The following is a 22,049-nucleotide window of genomic DNA, read 5'->3' on the forward strand; positions in this document are numbered from 1 at the left end:
TTCTGTGGCGTGACGTCGATCATTTGCTGAAGAGCATGTGAAGGCTAATTCCGTTTACCGTGCTCTGTTTTGATCAGGTGCGGGGTACCTAGAATCCGTCCACATCTTGAGCTCAGCCCAAGCGTCAAGGAGGACGAATGGCGGGGCTTTCTACCCCTCATCAGTTGGATCACCCCACAACCCTCGCAGCGGCAGTACTCACGGACGACAACCGGATCATCGTGATGGTCATCGGGGTCGTCGCACTGGCCGCGCTCGTGGTCGCAGGCATCCTGGTGCGCCAGGTGCTCGCGGCGGGCGAGGGCACCGACAGCATGAAGGAGATCGCGGCAGCGGTCCAGGAAGGTGCGAACGCCTATCTGGCCCGGCAGCTGCGCACGCTCGGCGTGTTCGCAGTGGTCGTGTTCTTCCTGCTCATGCTGCTGCCCGCGGACGACTGGAATCAGCGCGCCGGACGATCGATCTTCTTTTTGATCGGTGCGGCGTTCTCGGCGGCCACCGGCTATATCGGCATGTGGCTCGCCGTGCGCAGTAATGTCCGTGTCGCCGCGGCGGCCCGGGAAGCGACTCCCTCGGAGGGTGAGCCTGAAAAGGATCTCACCACCGTTTCGCACAAAGCCATGAAGATCGCTTTCCGCACGGGCGGCGTCGTCGGCATGTTCACGGTGGGGCTCGGTCTGCTGGGCGCCTCCTGTGTGGTGCTGGTGTACGCGGCCGACGCACCGAAAGTGCTCGAAGGCTTCGGCCTCGGGGCCGCCCTGATCGCGATGTTCATGCGTGTCGGCGGTGGAATCTTCACCAAGGCCGCCGACGTCGGCGCCGACCTGGTCGGCAAGGTCGAGCAGGGCATTCCGGAGGACGACCCGCGCAATGCCGCGACCATCGCCGACAACGTGGGCGACAACGTCGGCGACTGCGCGGGCATGGCGGCCGACCTCTTCGAGTCGTACGCCGTGACCCTGGTCGCCGCGCTGATCCTCGGCAAGGTGGCCTTCGGCGACGCCGGACTCGCCTTCCCGCTGCTCGTGCCCGCGATCGGCGTACTCACCGCGATGGTCGGCATCTTCGCGGTCGCTCCGCGCCGGTCCGACCGCAGTGGCATGTCCGCGATCAACCGTGGCTTCTTCATCTCCGCGGCGATCTCGCTCGTGCTGGTCGCGGCGGCCGTCTTCATCTATCTGCCCGCGAAGTACTCGGACCTCGACGGCGTCACCGATGCCGCCATCAAGGCCAAGGACGGCGACCCGCGGATTCTCGCGGTCGTCGCGGTGGCGATCGGCATCCTGCTGGCCGCCGTCATCCAGCAGCTGACCGGCTACTTCACCGAGACCAACCGCCGTCCCGTCATGGACATCGGCAAGAGCTCGCTGACCGGCCCGGCCACCGTCGTCCTCGCCGGTATCTCGGTCGGTCTGGAGTCCGCGGTCTACACCGCGCTGCTGATCGGTCTCGGTGTCTACGGGGCGTTCCTGCTCGGTGGCACGTCGATCATGCTCGCGCTGTTCGCGGTCGCGCTGGCCGGCACCGGCCTGCTCACCACGGTCGGCGTGATCGTCGCGATGGACACCTTCGGTCCGGTCTCCGACAACGCGCAGGGCATCGCCGAGATGTCCGGCGACGTCACGGGCGCGGGCGCCCAGGTGCTCACCAACCTGGACGCCGTCGGCAACACCACCAAGGCGATCACGAAGGGGATCGCCATCGCCACCGCCGTCCTTGCGGCGTCGGCGCTGTTCGGGTCGTACCGCGACGCGATCACCACCGGCGCGCACGACGTGGGCGAGAAGCTGTCCGGAGCAGGCGCGCCGTTGAACCTGATGATGGACATCTCGCAGCCCAACAACCTCGTCGGCCTCATCGCGGGCGCGGCGGTCGTCTTCCTCTTCTCGGGGCTGGCGATCAACGCGGTGTCGCGGTCGGCGGGTGCCGTGGTCTACGAGGTGCGGCGGCAGTTCCGCGAGCACCCCGGGATCATGAACTACACCGAGAAACCCGAGTACGGGCGCGTCGTCGACATCTGTACCAAGGACGCGCTGCGGGAGCTCACGACGCCAGGTCTGCTGGCGGTCATGGCGCCCATCGCCATCGGGTTCACGCTCGGTGTCGGCGCGCTCGGCGCGTTCCTGGCCGGCGCGATCGGCACGGGCACGCTGATGGCGGTGTTCCTCGCCAACTCCGGTGGTGCCTGGGACAACGCCAAGAAGCTGGTCGAGGACGGTCACCACGGAGGCAAGGGCAGTGAGGCCCACGCCGCCACGGTGATCGGCGACACGGTCGGTGATCCCTTCAAGGACACCGCCGGTCCCGCGATCAACCCGTTGCTGAAGGTGATGAACCTGGTGTCGCTGCTGATCGCGCCCGCGATCATCAAGTTCAGTTACGGCGACGACAAGAGCCTCGGGGTGCGGATCACGATCGCGGTCCTCTCCCTGCTCGTCATCGCCGCGGCGGTCTACGTCTCCAAGCGGCGAGGGATCGCCGTGGGCGACGATGGGAACGCCGATCGGGTGGCCAAGTCGGCGGATCCCGCGGTGGTTTCGTAGGCGGTCTTACGAGGCTCGGCTCAAGAGGCGGGCGGTCCGACATCCTCATCGTGAGGCTTCTCTCGCCTGGTGCAAATGGTTCTAAAAGGCCTCTTAGTGGACCTTCCGAATGCGGTTGTCGCCCGGTTGGCGTGTATGTTCCGGGGCCGAGAGCCATGGAAGGGGCCAAACCGGTGAACAAGAAGCTCGCGGCCGTACTGTCCGGCGGTGCGGTACTGGTACTGGCGCTGTCGGGATGCAGCAGCGACAACGGCAACGACAAGCTGGACGCCTGGGCCAAGCAGGTCTGCGACGCGGTGCAGCCGCAGGCCAAGAAGATCGAGGCCGCCAACGCAGCGATCCAGAAGGAGACCTCGGACAACAGCACGCCGGAAGAGGTCCGGAAGACCGATGCGCAGGCCTTCCAGGACATGTCCGACGCCTACAAGGCGATCGGTGCCGCGGTGCAGAGGGCCGGGGCGCCCAATGTCGACAACGGCGAGAAGAAGAAGACGGACGCGGTCAAGGAGCTCAACGACATCGCCGCCTCGTACGCCTCGCTGAAGACGCAGGTCGACAAGCTCGACACCAAGGACCAGGCGAAGTTCGCCGACGGTCTCAAGGACATCGCGACCTCGCTGGACAAGCTGAGCACGAGCGGCAACGACGCCCTGAAGAACCTCGAGGAGGGCGACGTCGGCAAGGCGATGGCCAAGCAGGACAGCTGCAAGACGGCGTCCGCCCCCGCCTCGTCCGGCGCGACGGCGAGCTGAGCCGGAGCTGCAGCGGACCCCTCGTCCCCGCCACAATGGGGGTGTGAGTACCTCCAGCCTGCCTGCCCTGCCCGCCACTCCCGCTTCCGGCCGTACCGGCGTGACCGCCCGGCTGCGGGACGCCCTGCTCGGGGCGTCCTTCACCGCCGACGGGCTGCTCGAACTGCTCGGCGCCCCCGCGTACGCGGCACTGGCCCGCAGCGAGACCGTGCCCGCGCTCAGGGCGACCCGCGGGGACACGCCCCTGGAGGTGCTCGTACGGCTGTTCCTGTTGCAGCAGCCGGTGCCGTACGCGCGCGTGGTGGGCGTTCTGCCGGTCGACGCGTGTCTGGAGAGCGGCTGGCTGGTGCGGGCCGGCGGAGCACTTGAGGGCAACGTCGCCGCGACCGTGGATGTACGGCCGTACGGCGGGCCCGACGGCGAGGACTGGTTCATCGTGTCCGACCTGGGGTGCGCGGTCGGCGGGGCCGGCGGGATCGGCAGCCGTGAGGAGGGCGTCGTCCTCGGCGTCGGTGGCGCCTCCACCACTCTCGCGGGCATCACCGTCCGCGGGCCCGTCTCCGCCGCCCTCGACCTCGGCACCGGCTCCGGCATCCAGGCACTGCACGCCGCGCAGCACGCCACGCGCGTGACGGCGACGGATCTCAACCCGCGCGCGTTGCACATCACCGGGCTCACGCTGGCCCTGTCCGGCGCCCCTGCGGCCGACCTGCGCGAGGGCTCCCTCTTCGAGCCGGTGCGCGAGGACGAGAAGTACGACCTGATCGTGTCGAACCCGCCCTTCGTGATCTCGCCGGGCGCGCGACTGACGTATCGCGACGGTGGGATGGGCGGGGACGATCTGTGCCGCTCGATCGTTCAAGGGGCGGGAGAGCTGCTGAACGAGGGCGGGTTCGCGCAGTTCCTCGCCAACTGGCAGCACGTGGAGGGGGAGGACTGGCAGGACAGGCTCCGGTCGTGGGTGCCGCGCGGGTGCGACGCCTGGATCGTGCAGCGCGAGGTGCAGGACGTCACGCAGTACGCCGAGCTGTGGCTCAGGGACGCCGGCGACCACCGCGGGGACCCGGCCGAGTACCAGGCGCGGTACGACGCGTGGCTGGACGAGTTCGAGGCACGCAAGGTGAGGGCCGTCGGGTTCGGCTGGATCACCCTGCGCAGGACGGGTGCCGCGGTGCCCTCGATCACCGTGGAGGAGTGGCCGCACCCGGTCGAGCAGCCGCTGGGCGACACGGTACGGGCGCACTTCGGCCGTCTCGACTACCTGCGGGCGCACGACGACGCGGCGCTGCTGGCGGCGCACTTCAGGCTCGCCGACGAGGTCGTCCAGGAGCAGGTCGGGCTGCCCGGCGCCGAGGACCCGGAGCACGTCGTGCTGCGCCAGCACCGTGGCATGCGGCGGGCCACCAAGGTGGACACGGTCGGCGCGGGTTTCGCGGGCGTCTGCGACGGTTCGCTGAGCGCGGGCCGCATCCTGGACGCGATCGCCCAACTGGTGGGCGAAGACCCGGTGTTGCTGCGCGACCGCACACCGGCACAGATCAGGCTGCTGGTGGAGCAGGGGTTCATCGAGCCGGCCTGAGAGCTGCGACTCGGGGCGGCACGAGAGTGCCGTCCTCGCGTCCGTCTCCGGTAGGCGCCTGTCTGCTTCCGGCGGGCGCCCGTCCACCTCCGATGAGGCCCGTCCGCTCCCGGCGGCGCGCGTCACGGCTGGGGCGGGCCCGCGCCCCTGATGCCCCTGTGCCCGATCTGGCGGGATTGCTCCCGAAAAGGGCTCCTGTCAGTGGCAGGTGCGAAGCTACCTTCGAGAGACAGGTTCCACGCGTCCTCGGGGGAGGCGCGCTGTCTCGGGGGAGGCACGATGACGGGGGAGACACCGGACCACGGCGAAGGCCGGGTCATCAACGGGCGGTACCGGCTGCTGCGGACGCTCGGCGCGGGCGGCATGGGCCGCGTATGGCTCGCGTACGACGAGGAGTTGGCCTGCGAAGTCGCGATGAAGGAGATCGCCCTTCCGGACGTGCCGATGGACGCGAGTGAGCCCGCCCAGCGCATCGCGCGCGCCCGCAGCGAGGCCCGGCACGCGGCCCGCCTGCGCGGACATCCGCATGTGGCGACGGTGCACGACGTGGTGGTGCACGAGGGGCTGCCCTGGATCGTCATCGAGTACGTGCCGGACGCGGTCGACCTCCAGGCGGTCGTACGGCGTTCGGGTCCGCTGCCGCCCGCCCAGGTGGCCCGCATCGGGCTCGGCGTCCTCGACGCGCTCACCGCCGGACACCGCATCGGCATCCTGCACAGGGATGTGAAACCGGCCAACATCCTTCTGGCGTCGGACGCTTCGGGCGACCCCTACGCGCGCGTGCTGCTCACCGACTACGGCATCGCGCTCATGCCGGAGTCCCGCGAGCCGCGGCTCACCGCCACCGCCGGCATCCTCGGCACACCCGGCTATCTCGCCCCCGAGCGCGCGCGTGGCGAACCGCCCACGCCCGCCGCGGACCTGTTCTCCCTGGGCGCCACGCTGTACGCCGCCGTCGAGGGCCGCGGCCCCTTCGACCGGCACGGCGACTACGCCACCCTGACCGCGCTCCTCGGCGAGGAGCCCGCACCGGCGGCCCGCGCGGGCGAACTGGCGCCCGTACTGCAGGGGTTGCTGGTCAAGGACCCGGTGCGCAGGTCCTCGCCGGAGAGGGTCGTGCGCGGGCTGGAGCGGGTGATGCAGGCTGCCTCGCCGGCCGGGTGGGGCGGGAGAGCGGTGGCGGGGGGCTTCGGGCCGCCACCGGGAGGCTTCGGGCCGCCCGAGGGGTTCGGGGCGGTGGCGGCGTCCGCCGAGGGGCGCGGCGGGAAGCCGGAGGGCGCCGGGGGCGGTGGCACGCCCGGAGGAGCAGGCGTGGCGCCCGGTGGTGCGGGGGGCTCCGGAGGTCCGGTCGCGGAGGGCCCGCCTCCCGGACACGTCGGGAGCGCGCCGCCCGCGTACGACGGCGGTGTGCCTCCCGGATACGTCGGTGGACCGCCTCCCGGATACGTCGCGGGTGCGCCGTACGCCGGCTGGAGCGGAGGTCAGGCGTCGGGCACCCCGCAGGCACCCGGCGCGCCACCGGCTCCCCACACCCCGCAGACACCCCACACCCCGACGGGCGCCCCCGACACCCCGGGAGCCCGCGCCGCCGGTCCGGCCACACCGGGCGGTGCGCCGGGCGCGCCGCCGTACGACGTGTGGCGGCAGCCCACCCCACAGCACCCCGCCGACCCGGCCAACCCGTACGCGCAAGGACCCGGCTCGCCCTACGCCGGCGGTGGCGCGCAGTCTCCGTACGCGGGCGGCGGAGCCTCGCCGCCGACCCCGGGGAGCGCGCCCGCGCCCCCGTACGCGGGTGGCGGCCCTACACCGTCGTACGGCGAAGCGGGCACCCAGCCCCCGTATGCGGGCGGCGGCGCGGCACCTCCGGGCGCGCGACCCATGTACGCCACCGGTACCCCGGGCGGCTACTGGAGCGCTCCGACCGCGCCCGGTACGGGCGGTCCGGCGCTGCCGCCTCCGCCGCGGGCGAGGTCCGCCGGGAAGAAGCGGCCGGCGATCGTCGCGCTGGTCGTCGGCGCCCTCCTCGTCATAGCCGGTGGCACCTGGGGGGTCGTCTCGCTGACCGGTCGGGGCCACGAGGGGGGCAAGAACAGCGCGGCCACCAAGAAGTCGCCCTCGGCGAGCGCGTCACGGCGGTCGCCGTCACCGACCGGGCCCGCGTTGCCGTACGGCGACGTGGTCGGACTCAGCAGGCCGCTGGAGACCGGGGACTGCGTGAAGGCGGTCTGGTCGGGGACGCCGTTCAGGTCGGCGCCGAACCTGGGCGTGGTGGACTGCGCGGACGACTGGCCCGACGGCCAGGTCGCGTCGGTCGACACGGCCACCGACTACGCCGACGCGCGTGCCCAGGGTGCGAGGCGCTGCGGAAGCCAGACCAAGGCGGTCGTCGACGCGCTGCCGGACGCGGAGGGCTACGCCGTCCTGCCGACCAGGGACGGGTTCGCCGCGGCCGGCAGCGGTACGGCATGCCTCGTACTCGGACGGCATACCGCGATAGGCGGCGAGGTGGGCCGATTCCGGGACGAGGGCTCGAATTTGTGGGTCGGTCAGATGAGTGTCGGTGACTGCTGGGACTACAAGGAAGTCGACGACGGTTACAAGGCACCGCTGACCGACTGTGCCAAGCCCCACACCGAGCAGGTCATAGGGGCTGTTCAGGCTCCCGACAAAATGACCTACAAGAAGGGCATCGACAACGCGAACAAGCTGTGCAGCAACAAATTCGAGTCGACCTGGGCGCCGGGGCCCGAGCGCGTCGTGTACGGCTGGGTGGCTGACCGGAGCGACTGGGACCACGGCTTCAGCAAGGCGGTGTGCACGGTGAGCCGGACCGACAACAAGAAGACGACCGGAAAGATACCCGTGCCCGGTTCGGTCTGAGCCGGGCCGGAGCCGGGCCGCGGTGACGGCCGGGGACGGGTGAGTACACAAGCCTGTCGGCTCCGCGTTCACCCCGGGTTCGCCTGTGCGCCGTCCGCGCGTGTCAGTCTCCCTGGACTGGGCACCCGCGAAGGGGAGAAAAGGGGCACGGCAAGCCATGGAGAGCGGATCGGCGATCTTCGCCGGAGTGGTGTTCGGCCTGTTCGGAGGGGCGCTGCTGGTGTGGGTCGTGGCCCGGGTACGGCATGGCCGCCCCGTCGCCCTTGGTGTGAACCCCGTCGCATCGGCGACCCTCGCGGGACTTGCCTCGGTGATCGCGCTCGGCCTCGGAACCTGGTGCTTCACAAGGGTCTGAAAGCGGCCCCGGAGCTGCGGCTCGGTTAATTGGGAGGTGATCCTCCGGACAGGTTCGAAAAGGCCGGTGGGCACTCCGGGCGGCAGGAATGGCGGTAGTCGGGTTACCGTTCGAGTGGCCGTTGTGGGCTTTTCCCGTTTGACACGGGGGCGGGATGTACCGTCACACTCCGCAGCGTCACCATGACCCGACCCCGGGACGAAGATCCTGGGGAGGCCCCAGCCTCGACCGGAGAGAAGAGCGAAGTTGTCCCCGACCAGCGAGACCGCACACGGCGGCCGCCGACTCGTCATCGTCGAGTCGCCCGCCAAGGCGAAGACGATCAAGGGCTACCTCGGCCCCGGATACATCGTCGAGGCGAGCGTCGGGCACATCCGAGACCTTCCCAACGGCGCCGCGGAGGTGCCGGAGAAGTACACCGGCGAGGTCCGCCGCCTCGGCGTGGACGTCGAGAACGACTTCCAGCCCATCTACGTGGTCAACGCCGACAAGCGGGCCCAGGTCAAGAAGCTCAAGGATCTGCTGAAGGACTCCGACGAGCTCTTCCTCGCCACCGATGAGGACCGAGAGGGCGAGGCCATCGCATGGCACCTCCTGGAGGTGCTCAAGCCCAAGGTCCCGGTCAAGCGCATGGTGTTCCACGAGATCACCAAGGACGCGATCCGTGCGGCCGTCGCCAACCCGCGCGATCTCAACAAGCGCATGGTCGACGCCCAGGAGACCCGCCGCATCCTCGACCGTCTCTACGGCTACGAGGTCTCGCCGGTCCTGTGGAAGAAGGTCATGCCGCGTCTGTCGGCCGGCCGTGTCCAGTCCGTCGCCACCCGGCTCGTGGTCGAGCGGGAACGCGAGCGCATCGCGTTCCGTTCCGCCGAGTACTGGGACCTGACGGGCACCTTCGCGACCGGCCGCGCGGGAGATGCGTCGGACCCGTCGTCGCTGGTCGCCCGTCTGCAGACCGTCGACGGCAGGCGCGTCGCCCAGGGCCGCGACTTCGACTCCGTGGGACAGCTGAAGAGCGCGAACACCCTCCACCTCGACGAGGCGAACGCCCGCGCACTGGCCGCCGCCCTGGAGCAGACGCGGTTCTCCGTCCGCTCCGTCGAGTCGAAGCCGTACCGCCGCTCGCCGTACGCCCCGTTCCGCACGACGACGCTGCAGCAGGAGGCCAGCCGCAAGCTCGGCTTCGGCGCGAAGGCCACCATGCAGGTCGCGCAGAAGCTGTACGAGAACGGCTACATCACCTACATGCGTACGGACTCCACGACGCTGAGCGACACCGCTGTGACCGCCGCCCGCGCCCAGGTGACGCAGCTCTACGGGGCCGACTACCTGCCGCCCCAGCCGCGCACGTACGCCGGCAAGGTCAAGAACGCGCAGGAGGCGCACGAGGCGATCCGTCCCTCGGGTGATCGTTTCCGCACGCCCGCCGAGACCGGTCTGACCGGCGACCAGTTCAAGCTCTACGAGCTGATCTGGAAGCGGACCGTCGCCTCCCAGATGAAGGACGCGACCGGCAACTCGGTCACGGTGAAGATCGGTGGCGCGGCCGCCGACGGCCGGGACGTCGAGTTCAGCGCCTCCGGCAAGACGATCACCTTCCACGGCTTCCTGAAGGCGTACGTCGAGGGTGCCGACGACCCGAACGCCGAGTTGGACGACCGCGAGCGCCGGCTGCCCCAGGTGGGCGAGGGCGACCCACTGTCCGCCGAGGAGATCACGGTCGACGGGCACGCCACCAAGCCCCCGGCCCGCTACACCGAGGCCAGCCTGGTCAAGGAGCTCGAAGAGCGCGAGATCGGCCGCCCGTCGACGTACGCCTCGATCATCGGCACGATCCTCGACCGCGGCTATGTCTTCAAGAAGGGCACGGCACTCGTCCCGTCCTTCCTGTCCTTCGCCGTGGTCAACCTCCTGGAGAAGCACTTCGGGCGGCTCGTCGACTACGACTTCACCGCCAAGATGGAGGACGACCTCGACCGCATCGCACGCGGCGAGGCGCAGGCCGTGCCGTGGCTGAAGCGGTTCTACTTCGGCGAGGGCACCAACAACGGCAACGCGGCCGAGGCGGGCAACGGCGACGGGGACCACCTCGGTGGCCTCAAGGAGCTGGTGACCGACCTGGGCGCGATCGACGCGCGTGAGGTGTCGTCGTTCCCGGTGGGCAGCGGCATCGTGCTCAGGGTCGGGCGCTACGGCCCGTACATCGAGCGTGGCGAGAAGGACTCCGAGAACCACCAGCGGGCGGACGTGCCCGAGGACATGGCCCCGGACGAGCTGACCGTCGAACTCGCCGAGGAACTGCTCGCCAAGCCGAGCGGCGACTTCGAGCTCGGCGCCGACCCGGTGTCGGGGCACCAGATCATCGCCCGGGACGGCCGCTACGGCCCGTACGTCACCGAGGTGCTCCCCGAGGGCACCCCGAAGACCGGCAAGAACGCCGTCAAGCCGCGTACGGCTTCGCTGTTCAAGTCGATGTCCCTGGACACGGTGACGCTTCAGGACGCGCTCAAGCTGATGTCGCTGCCGCGCGTCGTCGGCGCCGACGCCGAGGGCCAGGAGATCACCGCGCAGAACGGCCGCTACGGCCCGTACCTGAAGAAGGGCACGGACTCGCGCTCGCTGCAGACCGAGGACCAGCTCTTCACGATCACCCTCGAAGAGGCCCTGGAGATCTACTCCCAGCCCAAGCAGCGCGGCCGCGCGGCCACCAAGCCGCCGCTGAAGGAGCTGGGCGTCGACCCGGTCAGCGAGAAGCCGGTCGTCGTCAAGGACGGTCGCTTCGGGCCGTACGTCACCGACGGGGAGACCAACGCGACCCTGCGCTCCGGCGACAGCGTCGAGGAGATCACCCCGGAGCGCGGCTTCGAGCTGCTCGCGGAGAAGCGCGCGAAGGCGCCCGCCAAGAAGACGGCGAAGAAGGCCCCCGCGAAGAAGGCTCCGGCCAAGAAGGCGACGGCCGCCAAGAAGACGGCGGCGAAGAAGACCACGACCGCCGCGAAGAAGACGACCGCCAAGAAGACCACCGCGAAGAAGGCGACGGCTTCGAAGACGGCGTCGGACGAGTGAGCCGAGGCGGACGACCGTGCCGAGGCGACTGAGCCGAGGCGGCGTCTTCCGTCACGGAGACTTCGCAAAACGAACGCCCCGATATCGCTTTGGTGTCGGGGCGTGCGCGCGTTCGGACGCGCGCCGCAGGCTGTCAGTCCGTCCCGATAGGCTGAACGCATGACGCGAGCCGAGCAACCAACGGCCCACCACCCGGCCCCCGACGACGCCCTGGTCGCGGACTCCCGCGAGCGGGCAGTCCGCGCCCTGCTGCGCCGGCCGCAGCTGAGGCGGTTGTGGAGCGCGCAGCTCGTGGGATCGGTCGGCGACACCCTCGCCCTTCTTGTGCTGGTGCTTCTCGCCCTTCAAGCGGCGATCAGCGAGGGCTCGTTCGGTGGTGGCTATCGCGGCGTCGCGTTCGCAGTGGCGACCGTTTTCGGGGTGCGCATCCTGGCGACGCTGCTCTTCGGAGCCGTCCTGCTCGGCCCCCTGACCTCGCTCACCTCGCAGGAGGGGCCGCTCGACCGCCGCTGGACCATGGTCGGCGCCGACGCCGTGCGGGTCCTCGCGCTGATCGTCGCCCCCCTGTGGATCGACTGGACGCCGGACGACGCGCTGGCCGTCCTCCTGGTGACCGCCTTCGTGACCGGAGTCGCCGAGCGCTTCTGGACGGTGTGCCGCGAGAGCGCGGCGCCCGCGCTGCTGCCCGCGCCGCCCCTGGAGGGCGCGACGGTACGGCCGCTGCCGGACCACATGGACGCCCTGCGCCGCCTGTCGCTGCGTACGTCCTTCGTCGCGATCCCTCTCGCGGCGGCCACCCTTGTCGTCGCGGGGCTGCTCAACAACCTGCTGGGCGCCGGGATCGACTGGTTCGGGCAGCACCAGGCGGCGCTCGCCTCGTACGTGGCCGCCGGACTGTTCGCCGCGTCCCTGTCCGTGGTGACGTTCCTGGAACTGCCCGACACGCGTACCCCGCGAGCGCGTTCGCCGCTGGAGGGACTGCGCCGCCCCAAGACGGGCACGGGCGTGGACAAGGGCCGTACGGGGGCCATTCCGCTGCTGGTGCTCGCGTGCGCCGCCGTCGCGGGTGCGATCTCCGCGGCCGTCGCCGTCTGCGTGCTGCACGCCAAGGACCTGGGCGGCGGCCCTGTGATGTTCGGGCTGCTGGTCCTCGCGCTGACGGGCGGAGTCGTCGTCGGCATCCGCACGGCACCCTCCGTGCTGCCCACCCTTTCGCGCCGCAGGCTGCTCGCGCTGGCGATCGCCTTCACCGGCGTCGCGCTGCTGGCGGCCGGCCTCGTCCCCGACGTCACCTCGGTCCTGCTGATCGTCGCGCTGGCCGGCATCGGTGCGGGCGTGGCCGCCAACACCGGGCACACACTGCTGGACCAGGAGGCCGAGGACTACCGCCGGGCGCGCACCACGGAGCACCTGCACGCGGTCGTACGGGTCTGTGTGGCGCTCGGCGCGGTGATCGCGCCCGTGGTGGCGGCGGGGATCGGCCCGCACCGGCTGGAGAACGGCAAGTTCGTGTTCACGCACGGCGGCGCCGCGTTCACGCTGATGCTGGTCGGCGCGCTGCTGCTGCCCGTGGCCGCGCTGGTCCTGGCCAAGGTCGACGACCGCTCGGGGGTGCCGCTGCGGCACGACCTGCGGGACGCGCTGCTGGGCGGCGACGACCCGGTCGAGACGCCCACGACGACCGGTTTCCTCATCGCCCTGGAGGGCGGCGACGGAGCCGGCAAGTCCACGCAGGCCGAGGCGCTCGCCGAGTGGATCCGGGCCAAGGGTCACGAGGTCGTGCTGACCCGCGAGCCGGGCGCGACGCCGGTGGGCAAGCGGCTGCGGTCGATCCTGCTGGACGTGTCGAGCGCGGGGCTGTCCCACCGCGCGGAGGCGCTGCTGTACGCGGCGGACCGCGCGGAACACGTCGACACGGTGGTCAGGCCCGCACTGGAGCGGGGCGCCGTGGTCGTCTCCGACCGCTACATCGACTCCTCGGTGGCTTACCAGGGAGCGGGCCGCGATCTGTCCCCGACCGAGATCGCCCGCATCAACCGCTGGGCGACCAACGGCCTCGTACCGCATCTGACCGTGCTGCTCGACGTCTCGCCGGAGATCGCTCGCGAGCGGTTCACGGAGGCTCCGGACCGGCTGGAGTCGGAGCCGGCCGAGTTCCACGCGCGCGTGCGGTCCGGTTTCCTCACGCTGGCCGCGGCCGACCCCGGGCGGTACCTGGTCGTGGACGCCGGCCAGGAGGCCGAGGCCGTCACCACCGTCGTACGGCACCGGCTCGACCAGATGCTGCCGCTGTCCGAGGCCGAGGTGAAGGCCCAGGAGGAGGCGCGGAAGAAGGCCGAGGAGGAGGCCCGCCGCAAGGCCGAGGAAGAGGCCGCGCGGAAGGCCGAGGAAGAGCGTCTGGAGCGCGAGCGCCAGGAACAGCTCGAGCGGCTGCGCGCCGAGGAGGAGGAGCGCAAGCGGCGCGAGCTGGAGGAGGCGCAGCGGCGCGAGGCCGAGCGGCAGGCGGAGGAGGCCCGGCTGCGGGCCGAGGAAGCGCGTCGCCGTGCCGAGGAGGAGCAGGCACGACTCCTCGCGGAGGAGAAGGCACGCGCCGAGGAGGAAGCCCGCCGCAAGGTCGAGGAGGAGCGGCGGCGCAAGCAGGCCGAGGAAGAGGCCCGGCTCCATGCCGAGGCCGAGGCACTGCGCCTGGAGAAGCAGCGCAAGGCCGAGGAGGCGCTGCTGCGGGCCGAGGAGGCCAGGCGGCTCGCCGAGCAGGCCGCGGCCGCCGCGGATGCCGGGCCCAGGCAGCCGACGCCTCCCGCGGCTCCGCCGGAGGCGTCCACCGTGCCGACGCCTGTGGTGACGCCGACCAACGCGTCGGGCGGGCCGGTGGAGGAGACCGCGGTGCTGCGCCCGGTACGGGACGAGCGGCAGCGCGGAGCGCGAAGCGACCGTCCGGCCGGTGAGTCCGAGTCCGAGGTGACGGCGAAGCTGCCGCAGCCGCCGGCACCTGCCGGGGCGGCGGACGAGACGGCTGTGCTGCCGCCGGTGAGGCCGGGTGCGGCGGACGAGACAGCGGTACTGCCGCCGGTCGTGCCGGGTGCGGCCGACGAGACGGCCGTGTTGCCACCGGTGCCTTCCACGGCCGCGGACGAGACCGCTGTACTGCCTCCCGTGCGCGCCGACGATCCCGCGCATCGGGTTCCGCCGGGCTTCTTCCGGGACGAGCAGCGGGCGGCACGTCCGGACGGGGCCGAGGACCGTACGCGCGAGATGCCACAGGTCGGTGCCGAGGGCGAGCCCCGGCGACGGGCCCGCTCGGACTGGGCCGAGGAGACCCCGCTGGACGATCTGCCGACACTGGCGGACGAACTGCTCGGCCCGCGCGAGGACGAGGCCGACGACGATGCGGGCCGGGGGCGCCGGGGCCGCGGGCGTCGCGGCTGAGGGCATAGGGCGGCGGGCGTCGCGGCTGAGGGCACCGCGGCTCAGGGCGTCGCGGCTGACGCCGGTCGCGCGACCGCCGTTGTCAGTGCCACCCCGCACAATGGGTCCCGCAACGTGAGACATGACGAAGGGGCGGGGTGAGCTCATGACCGTCTGGGACGACCTCGTCGGCCAGGAGAAGGTGGCCGAGCAGCTCAATGCCGCTGCCCGGGACGCCGACGCGCTGGTCACCGCGGCCGCCACCGGCGCGCCGCCGCCCGAGGCGTCGAAGATGACGCACGCGTGGTTGTTCACGGGGCCGCCGGGCGCGGGCCGGACCCAGACGGCTCGGGCGTTCGCCGCCGCGCTGCAGTGCGTCAGCCCCGACCGCGCGCTCGGCGGGACCCCCGGCTGCGGGTTCTGCGACGGCTGCCACACCGCCCTCGTCGGCACGCACGCGGACGTCACCACCGTCGCCGCCGTCGGTGCGCAGATCCTCGCCGATGACATGCGTGACACCGTCCGCAAGTCGTTCACTTCACCGGCGAACGGCCGCTGGCAGGTCATCCTCGTCGAGGACGCCGAGCGGCTGAACGAGAAATCGGCCAACGCCGTGCTGAAGGCGGTCGAGGAGCCCGCGCCGCGCACGGTCTGGATGCTGTGCGCGCCCTCTGTCGATGACGTGCTGCCCACCATCCGTTCCCGCTGCCGCCACCTCAGCCTGCTGACGCCCTCCGTGGACGCGGTCGCCGACATGCTCGTGCGGCGGGAGGGCATCGAACCGCCCGTCGCCGCCATGGCGGCGCGCGCCACGCAGGGGCACGTCGACCGGGCCCGCCGCCTGGCCACCGACCCGGCCGCCCGCGAGCGCCGCGCCGCCGTGCTGAAGCTGCCACTGCGGGTCGCGGAGATCGGCGGCGCGCTCAGGGCCGCCCAGGAACTCGTCGACGCGGCCGCCGAGGACGCCAAGCAACTCGCCGAGGAACGGGACGGCAAGGAGACCGAGGAGCTGAAGACGGCCATGGGCGCGTCCCAGGGCGGCCGGATGCCGCGCGGTACGGCGGGCGTGATGAAGGACCTGGAGGACAAGCAGAAGCGCCGCAGAACGCGTACGCAGCGCGACAGCCTCGATCTCGCCCTGACGGACCTCACCGGTTTCTACCGCGACATCCTCGCCCTCCAGCTCGGCTCCCGGGTGGCGATCGCCAACGTGGACGCCGAGGACGCCCTGGAGCGTCTCGCCCGCGAGACCTCTCCCGAGTCCACCCTCCGCCGCATCGAGGCGATCGCCGCCTGCAGCGACGCCCTCGACCGCAATGTCGCCCCGCTGCTCGCGGTGGAGGCGATGGCAATGGCCCTGAGAGCGGGCTGACGGGCGCACGGGGCCCGCTCCGTCCAGCTCTGCTCCATCCAGTGATCAACGGGAAGTTGACGGTGTAATCCGTACGAGCCACGGCGGGCACGGAAGGCATTCAGATGACTGCGGAGAGTTACGCTCGCCAGATGTACATCTGGCGCAGCTCCCGTCCCTGCCGGCCCCGAACCGCCGCCACTCTCCTCGCCGCGGCCGCGCTGCTCGTCTCCGCCTGTTCCTCCGGAGACACGGCGAGCACCAGCGGCAACGCGGCGGACGCGGCCCTGGCCGCACTGCCGCAGTCGACGCCGTCCACCCTCTCGTCGTACTACGGGCAGAAGCTGAGCTGGCGCACCTGCGGAGTCCCCGGTTTCCAGTGCGCCACGATGAAGGCGCCGCTCGACTACGCCAGGCAGGGCGCCGGGGACATGCGGCTCGCCGTCGCCCGCAAGAAGGCGACGGGCAAGGGCAAGCCGCTCGGTTCGCTGCTCGTGAACCCGGGCGGGCCGGGAGGCTCGGCGATCGGGTACCTGCAGCAGTACGCCGCCATCGGCTACCCGGCGAAGGTCCGCGCCCGCTACGACATGGTCGCGATCGATCCGCGCGGCGTCGCCCGCAGCGAGCCCGTGGAATGCCTCAACGGCCGGCAGATGGACGCGTACACACAGACGGACGCCACGCCCGACGACCGGAAGGAGACGGACCAACTCGTCGGCGCGTACAAGAAGTTCGCGGAGAGCTGCGGGAAGCACTCGACGAAGCTGCTGCGGCATGTCTCCACCGTCGAGGCGGCTCGCGACATGGACATCCTGCGGGCGGCGCTCGGGGACGCGAAACTGACGTACGTGGGGGCGTCGTACGGGACGTTCCTCGGGGCGACGTACGCCGGACTGTTCCCCCACCGGGTGGGGCGGCTGGTGCTGGACGGCGCGATGGACCCCTCGCTGACCGCGCGCCGCATGAACCTGGACCAGACGGCGGGGTTCGAGACGGCGTTCCAGTCCTTCGCCAAGGACTGCGTGCAGCAGACGGACTGCCCGCTCGGCCGCAAGGGCACCACACCGGACCAGGTCGGCGACAACCTCAGCGCCTTCTTCAAGAAGCTGGACGCGCACCCCGTGCCCACCGGCGACGCCGACGGCCGCAAGCTCGGCGAGGCCCTCGCCACCACCGGCGTGATCGCGGCGATGTACGACGAGGGCGCGTGGGCGCAGCTGCGCGAGGCGCTGACGTCGGCGATGAAGGAGAACGACGGCGCCGGCCTGCTCGTCCTCTCCGACAGCTACTACGAGCGCGACGCCGACGGCCGCTACTCGAACCTCATGTCCGCGAACGCCGCCGTCAACTGCCTCGACCTCCCGGGCGCCTTCTCCGGCCCCGACCAGGTGGAGAAGGCGCTCCCGTCCTTCCAGGAGGCATCCCCGGTCTTCGGTGAGGGCCTCGCCTGGGCCTCGCTGAACTGCGCGTACTGGCCGGTGAAGCCCACGGGCGCACCGCACCGCATCGAGGCGGAGGGCGCCGCGCCCATCGTCGTGGTCGGCACCACCCGCGACCCGGCGACCCCGTACCGCTGGGCCCAGTCCCTGTCCCGTCAGCTCTCCTCCGCCCGCCTCCTCACCTACGAGGGCGACGGCCACACCGCCTACGGCCGCGGCAGCACCTGCATCGACTCCACGATCGACGCGTACCTGCTCCGCGGAACCCCTCCGACCAAGGGAAAGCGCTGCTCCTAGCCCGGCGGCCGGCCCCGCGGATCCCCACCCGGGGCTGGTACGGAGCACCCTCCGAAACTGTGTAGACTTACCGACGTTGCTGATCGCACCATAGTGCTGACAGCGCGCCGCCTTAGCTCAGATGGCCAGAGCAACGCACTCGTAATGCGTAGGTCTCGGGTTCGAATCCCGAAGGCGGCTCTTTTTGAACCCCAGGTCAGGCCTTTGACCTGGGGTTTTCTTTCATTCATGCTGTCTCGTCCGGGCGGGATCGCGGCTGTTGACCTGCGCAGCCGCAATGCGTTGGTCGAAGGTTTGTGGTGGTGTGGTTCGCGGGGAGTACGTGCGGGTGCCCCTCTGGCCTTGTGGGTTCGAGGGCTCGCCGCCGCCTGATCGGTTCTGGTCGGCAATGGCGTGCGGGAGGGGAGCGCATCCGTGTATCTGTGGTGCAGCAGCTGGCATTGATGGCGGGCGTCCGAGCGGGAAGCGCTGGCTATGGCCAAGTTGCCCATGTCGCACAACCCTGCGCGGGAAGGTTGGCTCGGTCGGTTCCGCCGGCCCGGTGATGCCGTCCGGGGCGAGGGCGGGAGTGTGAATGCCGTACGCGCGCGAGGTGCATGTTGGTACTCCCGGAGCCGTCCGGACGGCATGAGTTGAAGGCCGACGATGCGGAGATCCTCGCGGCCTCGAACTCCGGCTACGGCGTGCCCCCACTGCTCGGCTCGATCCCGCCCGCCTCCTCATCGAAGGTCTACGACACCTCCACCCGGCCGGAAGAGCCGCAGGGCGGCCCGGCGGCACGAACGCGGAAGGACCGCGGAACGAGCCGGAATCCTCAACGGGCACATCGGCTGAAAACGGCGGCACCGGTCTTCGCCTCGCGAGATCGGGAGTCGATATCGCCGAGCGAGGGTGACGAATAAATTCAGCTATAATAACTCCATCTATATGCTGGAGCTGGTGCTGTGGACAAGCCTGCCGAGATGTTCGACCGTGTCTTCGAATGGGCCGAGCTGACCCGGTTCGCCACCCTGCCTGGCCCGCGGGCCACGCTGGGCGTGGTCTCCGGTCGCCGCCGGCAGGGCAAGACCTTCCTGCTCGACGCCGTCACTCGTGCCAGTGGCGGCTTCATGTTCACCGCCACCGAGACCACCGAGGCCGACGCCCTGCGTCAGTTCGGTGAGGCACTGGCCCGTTATCGCGGGCAGCCCACTCCGTTCCGTTTCGCGCACTGGGACGAGGCGGTCGCGGAACTCATGCGCATCGCCGACGCGGGCGGCCCCACCGTGGCGGTCATCGACGAGTTCCCTTTCCTCGCCAAGGCGTCTCCCTCCCTGCCTTCGATCATCCAGCGCGCTCTGGACCCTGCTGCCCAGCACACCAACACTCCCGTGCGTCTGCTGTTGTGCGGCTCCGCGCTGTCGTTCATGGGCCGGTTGCTGTCCGGCAATGCTCCGCTTCGTGGCCGAGCCGGCCTCGAACTCGTGGTCCCGACCCTGGACTTCCGGCTCGCGGCCGAGTTCTGGCAGATCGACGACCCGCGCACGGCGTTGCTGACCAATGCCATCGTCGGGGGTACCCCCGCCTACCGTCGTGAGTTCACCCAGGGGGACACCCCTGCCGAGCCGGACGACTTCGACGACTGGGTCATCCGCGCCGTCCTCAACCCGGCGCGTCCGCTCTTTCGGGAGGCACGCTACCTTCTCGCCGAAGAGCCCGAACTCCACGACACCGCGCTGTACCACTCGGTGCTGGCAGCCATCGCCGCGGGTAACGCGGCTCGTGGTGGCATCGCCGACTACCTGGGGCGCAAGTCCACCGACCTCGCCCACCCGCTGAGCGTGCTCCAGGACGTCGGCATGATCACCCACGAGGCCGATGCCTTTCGCCGCAACCGCTCCGCCTACCGCATCGCCGAGCCGCTCGTCACCTTCTACCACGCGGTCATGCGCCCGGCCTGGGGTGATCTGGAACGCCCCGGGCGGGCCTCCGACGTATGGCGCCGCGCCCAGTCCACCTTCCGCAGCAGGGTCGTCGGTCCGCACTTCGAGCAGGTCTGTAGGGAATGGGCCCGCTGGCACGCTGCGCCCGACACTCACGGAGGGCATGTCACGCGGGTCGCCAGCGGTGCCGTCAACGACCCCGCGGCCAGGACGAGCCACGAAGTCGACGTCGCCGTCCATGGTGAGTCCCACGAGGGCCGTCAGGTGCTGCTTGCCATTGGAGAAGCGAAGTGGAGCGACGTGATGGGAGCCGGCCACCTGGAACGTCTGCGGCACATCCGTTCCCTCATGACCAGAAGCGGCACGGCCACCGAGGCGACACGGCTGTTCTGCTTCAGCGGCACCGGCTTCACCGATGAACTGCACCACCTCGCGAAGGGCGACCGCACGATCCAACTCATCGACCTGCCTCGCCTCTACCACGGCGAGTGACTGCTGATCAGCAGCACAGGGGAGCGGGTTGCCGCGCCGGTTGACGTACCCGCATGAGGAGTTCGGGCTCTTCGGAGAGGAGGTCGCGGGTTCCTACGATCATCCGCGACCCGTCGCCGGACGGTCAGAATGAGCGCGGGCAGCCACTACGACATGTTGGTGACGAGCCGTTGATCCTCGGCCGAGAGCGGTGCTCGCAGTTCGGCGGTAGCGTGGCGAGGCGAGCAGGGCTGCGGACAGGCGGGGCGGATTCATGCGGATGCGGTGCGAAGCCGGGGCCGAGGAGGAGTTCGAGGCGGCGTGTGGGCTGTTGGTCGCCGTCCGGGGCTTCGATGCCGTCGCTCCGCTCTGCTCGCGGGCTGCTGTGTGCATGCTGCGGTAGCCCTGGACGTAGTGGGCGTGGTGGACGGACAGGGCGGAGATCTGGTCCTCGAACTGCTCGCCGTCGGGGAAGCCGCGATCCCTTGCCAGGCCTGCAAATGAGCGCGTCCGCCTCGGTGACGGCCTGCTGCGGGCCTCGGTGACGGCCTGCTGCGGTGATGCGACGAACTGCTCCTGGGCGGCGGCCCATTGAGCCACGCAGTACTCGCGGGCGTCGGGTGACAAGGGCCGCTCGGTGAGGGATCCGTGCCGTTCCACGCGCTTGCCGAGTTCCTGCTCGGCGGCCTTGGCGTCGCCGTCGTGGCGGGCGACGGTGCGGGCGTACTCGAGGCCGAAGCGCCGCTTCAGCCCGCGTCGGCCACTGCCCTGCACCCGTCCACGTCCGAGGTAGAGGAGGGTGGCCAGACCGATGACTATCACAGCGGTGATCACGACGGTGAACATGGCCGCCTTCTCTGGCTTTCGTCTTGCACGTCGGTCGGCTTCATTGCCGTCAATTCCTGTCGGATCATTGGGCGTTGAGGCCTACCTGGTGGTGTCCGCGCGACGTGGGAACCGCCTCGGGGCGTCCTTTGTCAGAGCTTGAAAGTGTCCTTGGCTTTGTCCCCGGCCTGCTTCAGGTTTCCGGAGACCTGGTCGGTCCTGCCGCGCCGCTGCAGTCGCCTGTTGCGGGTGGTTCGGCCGATGCGTTCGGTGATCCGGCCTTTCAGCGCCTGTGTCCTGTGCCTGATCGTCCGTCCGACGGTCATGGCCGCCTCCTGTTTGTCCGGTGAGTGGGCTCCCGCGTGTGATCGCCGTACAGGCCGCTTGTTCCTGCGGGCAGGATCGAGCTCCGGAACGGACTACCTGCGGCTGTACCGGCGGCGGCCACCACTGCGCCCCCGCATGGCGAAGCCGGCGATCCAGACGATCAGCAGGGCGGCGGCGACCCACCACAGGATCTGCATCGTGAAGCCGAACCCGAACACCACCAGGATCAGCAGTAGGAGAAGAATCCAGATCATTGCCGGGCCTCCAGATCGCGGGGATTTCCTGAGTTCCGCGGGGTCCGGGCGAAGCGGGGAGGTGGAATGCTGCGCCCCGATGGTCCGGAGCAACATGGCCCTACGCCGTGCTGTCAGTCAACGCCCGGCAACCTCCCCTGTCAACGTGGTGTCGGCACTGAGGAGTTGTGGGAGCGGCACAGGCGCCGGCGGGGTGAACGGGGCCTGAGTGAGGGCCTCGGCCGGCTCGGCCGGCGGCGCCGGCAGGATGTGGTCCTCCCACCACGACAGGGCCATCACGACGGCGAGCAGGACGAAGGGGGTCGAAGCCGGAACGATCAGCGCGTACATGCGTACCGCCTGGTGTGGGATACGTGCGACGCGGCGGGCAGCAGGTCGGTGCCCGCCTGGGGGCGCATCAGGGCTTCGCCGGGGTCGTGTGACGAGGGGCGTGTGCGGGAACGGCCTCGCTCGTGACGTGGCGGGTTCCGGCACTGATGCGCTGGGTGCGCCCTCTGGGGAGCGCGTGGGCGGTGCGACGCTGCCGGGGGCAGGGGCGGCATGGCGCACGTTAGCCCTCGCAGCAGTGCTCCGACAG

General features: G+C 70.7%; 14 protein-coding genes and 1 tRNA gene. 11 read left to right on the forward strand and 4 right to left on the reverse strand.

Annotation, left to right across the window (positions count from 1 at the left end):
• Nucleotides 1–137: 137 nt before the first annotated feature.
• From OG870_RS25840 to OG870_RS25890, 11 genes are all read left to right on the forward strand, one after another.
• A complete protein-coding gene (locus OG870_RS25840; RefSeq protein WP_266588959.1) occupies nucleotides 138–2,543 on the forward strand; it encodes a sodium-translocating pyrophosphatase in 2,406 nt (801 codons plus the stop codon).
• Between the two features lie 155 nt (nucleotides 2,544–2,698).
• A complete protein-coding gene (locus tag OG870_RS25845) occupies nucleotides 2,699–3,295 on the forward strand; it encodes a small secreted protein (protein ID WP_266838965.1) in 597 nt (198 codons plus the stop codon).
• 43 nt (nucleotides 3,296–3,338) lie between these two features.
• Entirely contained in the window at nucleotides 3,339–4,874 is a 1,536-nt protein-coding gene (locus OG870_RS25850; RefSeq protein ID WP_266518831.1) for a class I SAM-dependent methyltransferase, read from the forward strand.
• Nucleotides 4,875–5,153: 279 nt separating this feature from the next.
• On the forward strand, nucleotides 5,154–7,757 hold the full coding sequence (locus OG870_RS25855) for a protein kinase domain-containing protein (protein WP_266838963.1): 2,604 nt from the start codon (nucleotides 5,154–5,156) through the stop codon (nucleotides 7,755–7,757).
• 157 nt (nucleotides 7,758–7,914) lie between these two features.
• A complete protein-coding gene (locus OG870_RS25860; RefSeq protein ID WP_266518836.1) occupies nucleotides 7,915–8,112 on the forward strand; it encodes a hypothetical protein in 198 nt (65 codons plus the stop codon).
• A 246-nt stretch (nucleotides 8,113–8,358) separates the two neighbouring features.
• Nucleotides 8,359–11,181, forward strand: coding sequence for a type I DNA topoisomerase (gene topA, locus OG870_RS25865; protein WP_266838961.1), 2,823 nt, complete (start codon nucleotides 8,359–8,361; stop codon nucleotides 11,179–11,181).
• Nucleotides 11,182–11,340: 159 nt separating this feature from the next.
• Nucleotides 11,341–14,607 (forward strand): dTMP kinase, encoded by a 3,267-nt coding sequence (gene tmk / locus OG870_RS25870; RefSeq protein WP_266588965.1) that lies wholly within the window; start codon nucleotides 11,341–11,343, stop codon nucleotides 14,605–14,607.
• A 145-nt stretch (nucleotides 14,608–14,752) separates the two neighbouring features.
• The gene (locus OG870_RS25875) at nucleotides 14,753–15,958 is read left to right on the forward strand and encodes a DNA polymerase III subunit delta' (protein ID WP_266838959.1); all 1,206 of its coding nucleotides are present in this window, start codon (nucleotides 14,753–14,755) and stop codon (nucleotides 15,956–15,958) included.
• A gap of 131 nt (nucleotides 15,959–16,089) precedes the next feature.
• Nucleotides 16,090–17,673 carry an alpha/beta hydrolase gene (locus OG870_RS25880; protein WP_266838957.1) on the forward strand — a complete coding sequence of 528 codons (1,584 nt, stop codon included), beginning with the start codon at nucleotides 16,090–16,092 and terminating at the stop codon, nucleotides 17,671–17,673.
• 106 nt (nucleotides 17,674–17,779) lie between these two features.
• A tRNA-Thr gene (locus OG870_RS25885) sits at nucleotides 17,780–17,853 on the forward strand.
• A gap of 782 nt (nucleotides 17,854–18,635) precedes the next feature.
• The gene (locus OG870_RS25890) at nucleotides 18,636–20,087 is read left to right on the forward strand and encodes an AAA family ATPase (RefSeq protein ID WP_266592420.1); all 1,452 of its coding nucleotides are present in this window, start codon (nucleotides 18,636–18,638) and stop codon (nucleotides 20,085–20,087) included.
• Between the two features lie 99 nt (nucleotides 20,088–20,186).
• Here the strand turns inward: OG870_RS25890 and OG870_RS25895 are convergent, their stop codons facing one another.
• The 4 genes from OG870_RS25895 to OG870_RS25910 form a co-directional block, all read right to left on the reverse strand.
• Nucleotides 20,187–20,912 carry a hypothetical protein gene (locus OG870_RS25895; RefSeq protein ID WP_327691520.1) on the reverse strand — a complete coding sequence of 242 codons (726 nt, stop codon included), beginning with the start codon at nucleotides 20,910–20,912 and terminating at the stop codon, nucleotides 20,187–20,189.
• 131 nt (nucleotides 20,913–21,043) lie between these two features.
• Nucleotides 21,044–21,217, reverse strand: coding sequence for a CsbD family protein (locus OG870_RS25900; RefSeq protein WP_327691521.1), 174 nt, complete (start codon nucleotides 21,215–21,217; stop codon nucleotides 21,044–21,046).
• A gap of 93 nt (nucleotides 21,218–21,310) precedes the next feature.
• On the reverse strand, nucleotides 21,311–21,472 hold the full coding sequence (locus tag OG870_RS25905; RefSeq protein WP_266518848.1) for a hydrophobic protein: 162 nt from the start codon (nucleotides 21,470–21,472) through the stop codon (nucleotides 21,311–21,313).
• A 117-nt stretch (nucleotides 21,473–21,589) separates the two neighbouring features.
• Nucleotides 21,590–21,802: a hypothetical protein gene (locus OG870_RS25910; protein ID WP_266518850.1), complete on the reverse strand. Its 213-nt coding sequence runs from the start codon at nucleotides 21,800–21,802 to the stop codon at nucleotides 21,590–21,592.
• Between the last annotated feature and the right edge of the window lie 247 nt (nucleotides 21,803–22,049).

Source organism: Streptomyces sp. NBC_00461 (assembly GCF_036013935.1).
Classification (GTDB): Bacteria; Actinomycetota; Actinomycetes; order Streptomycetales; family Streptomycetaceae; genus Streptomyces.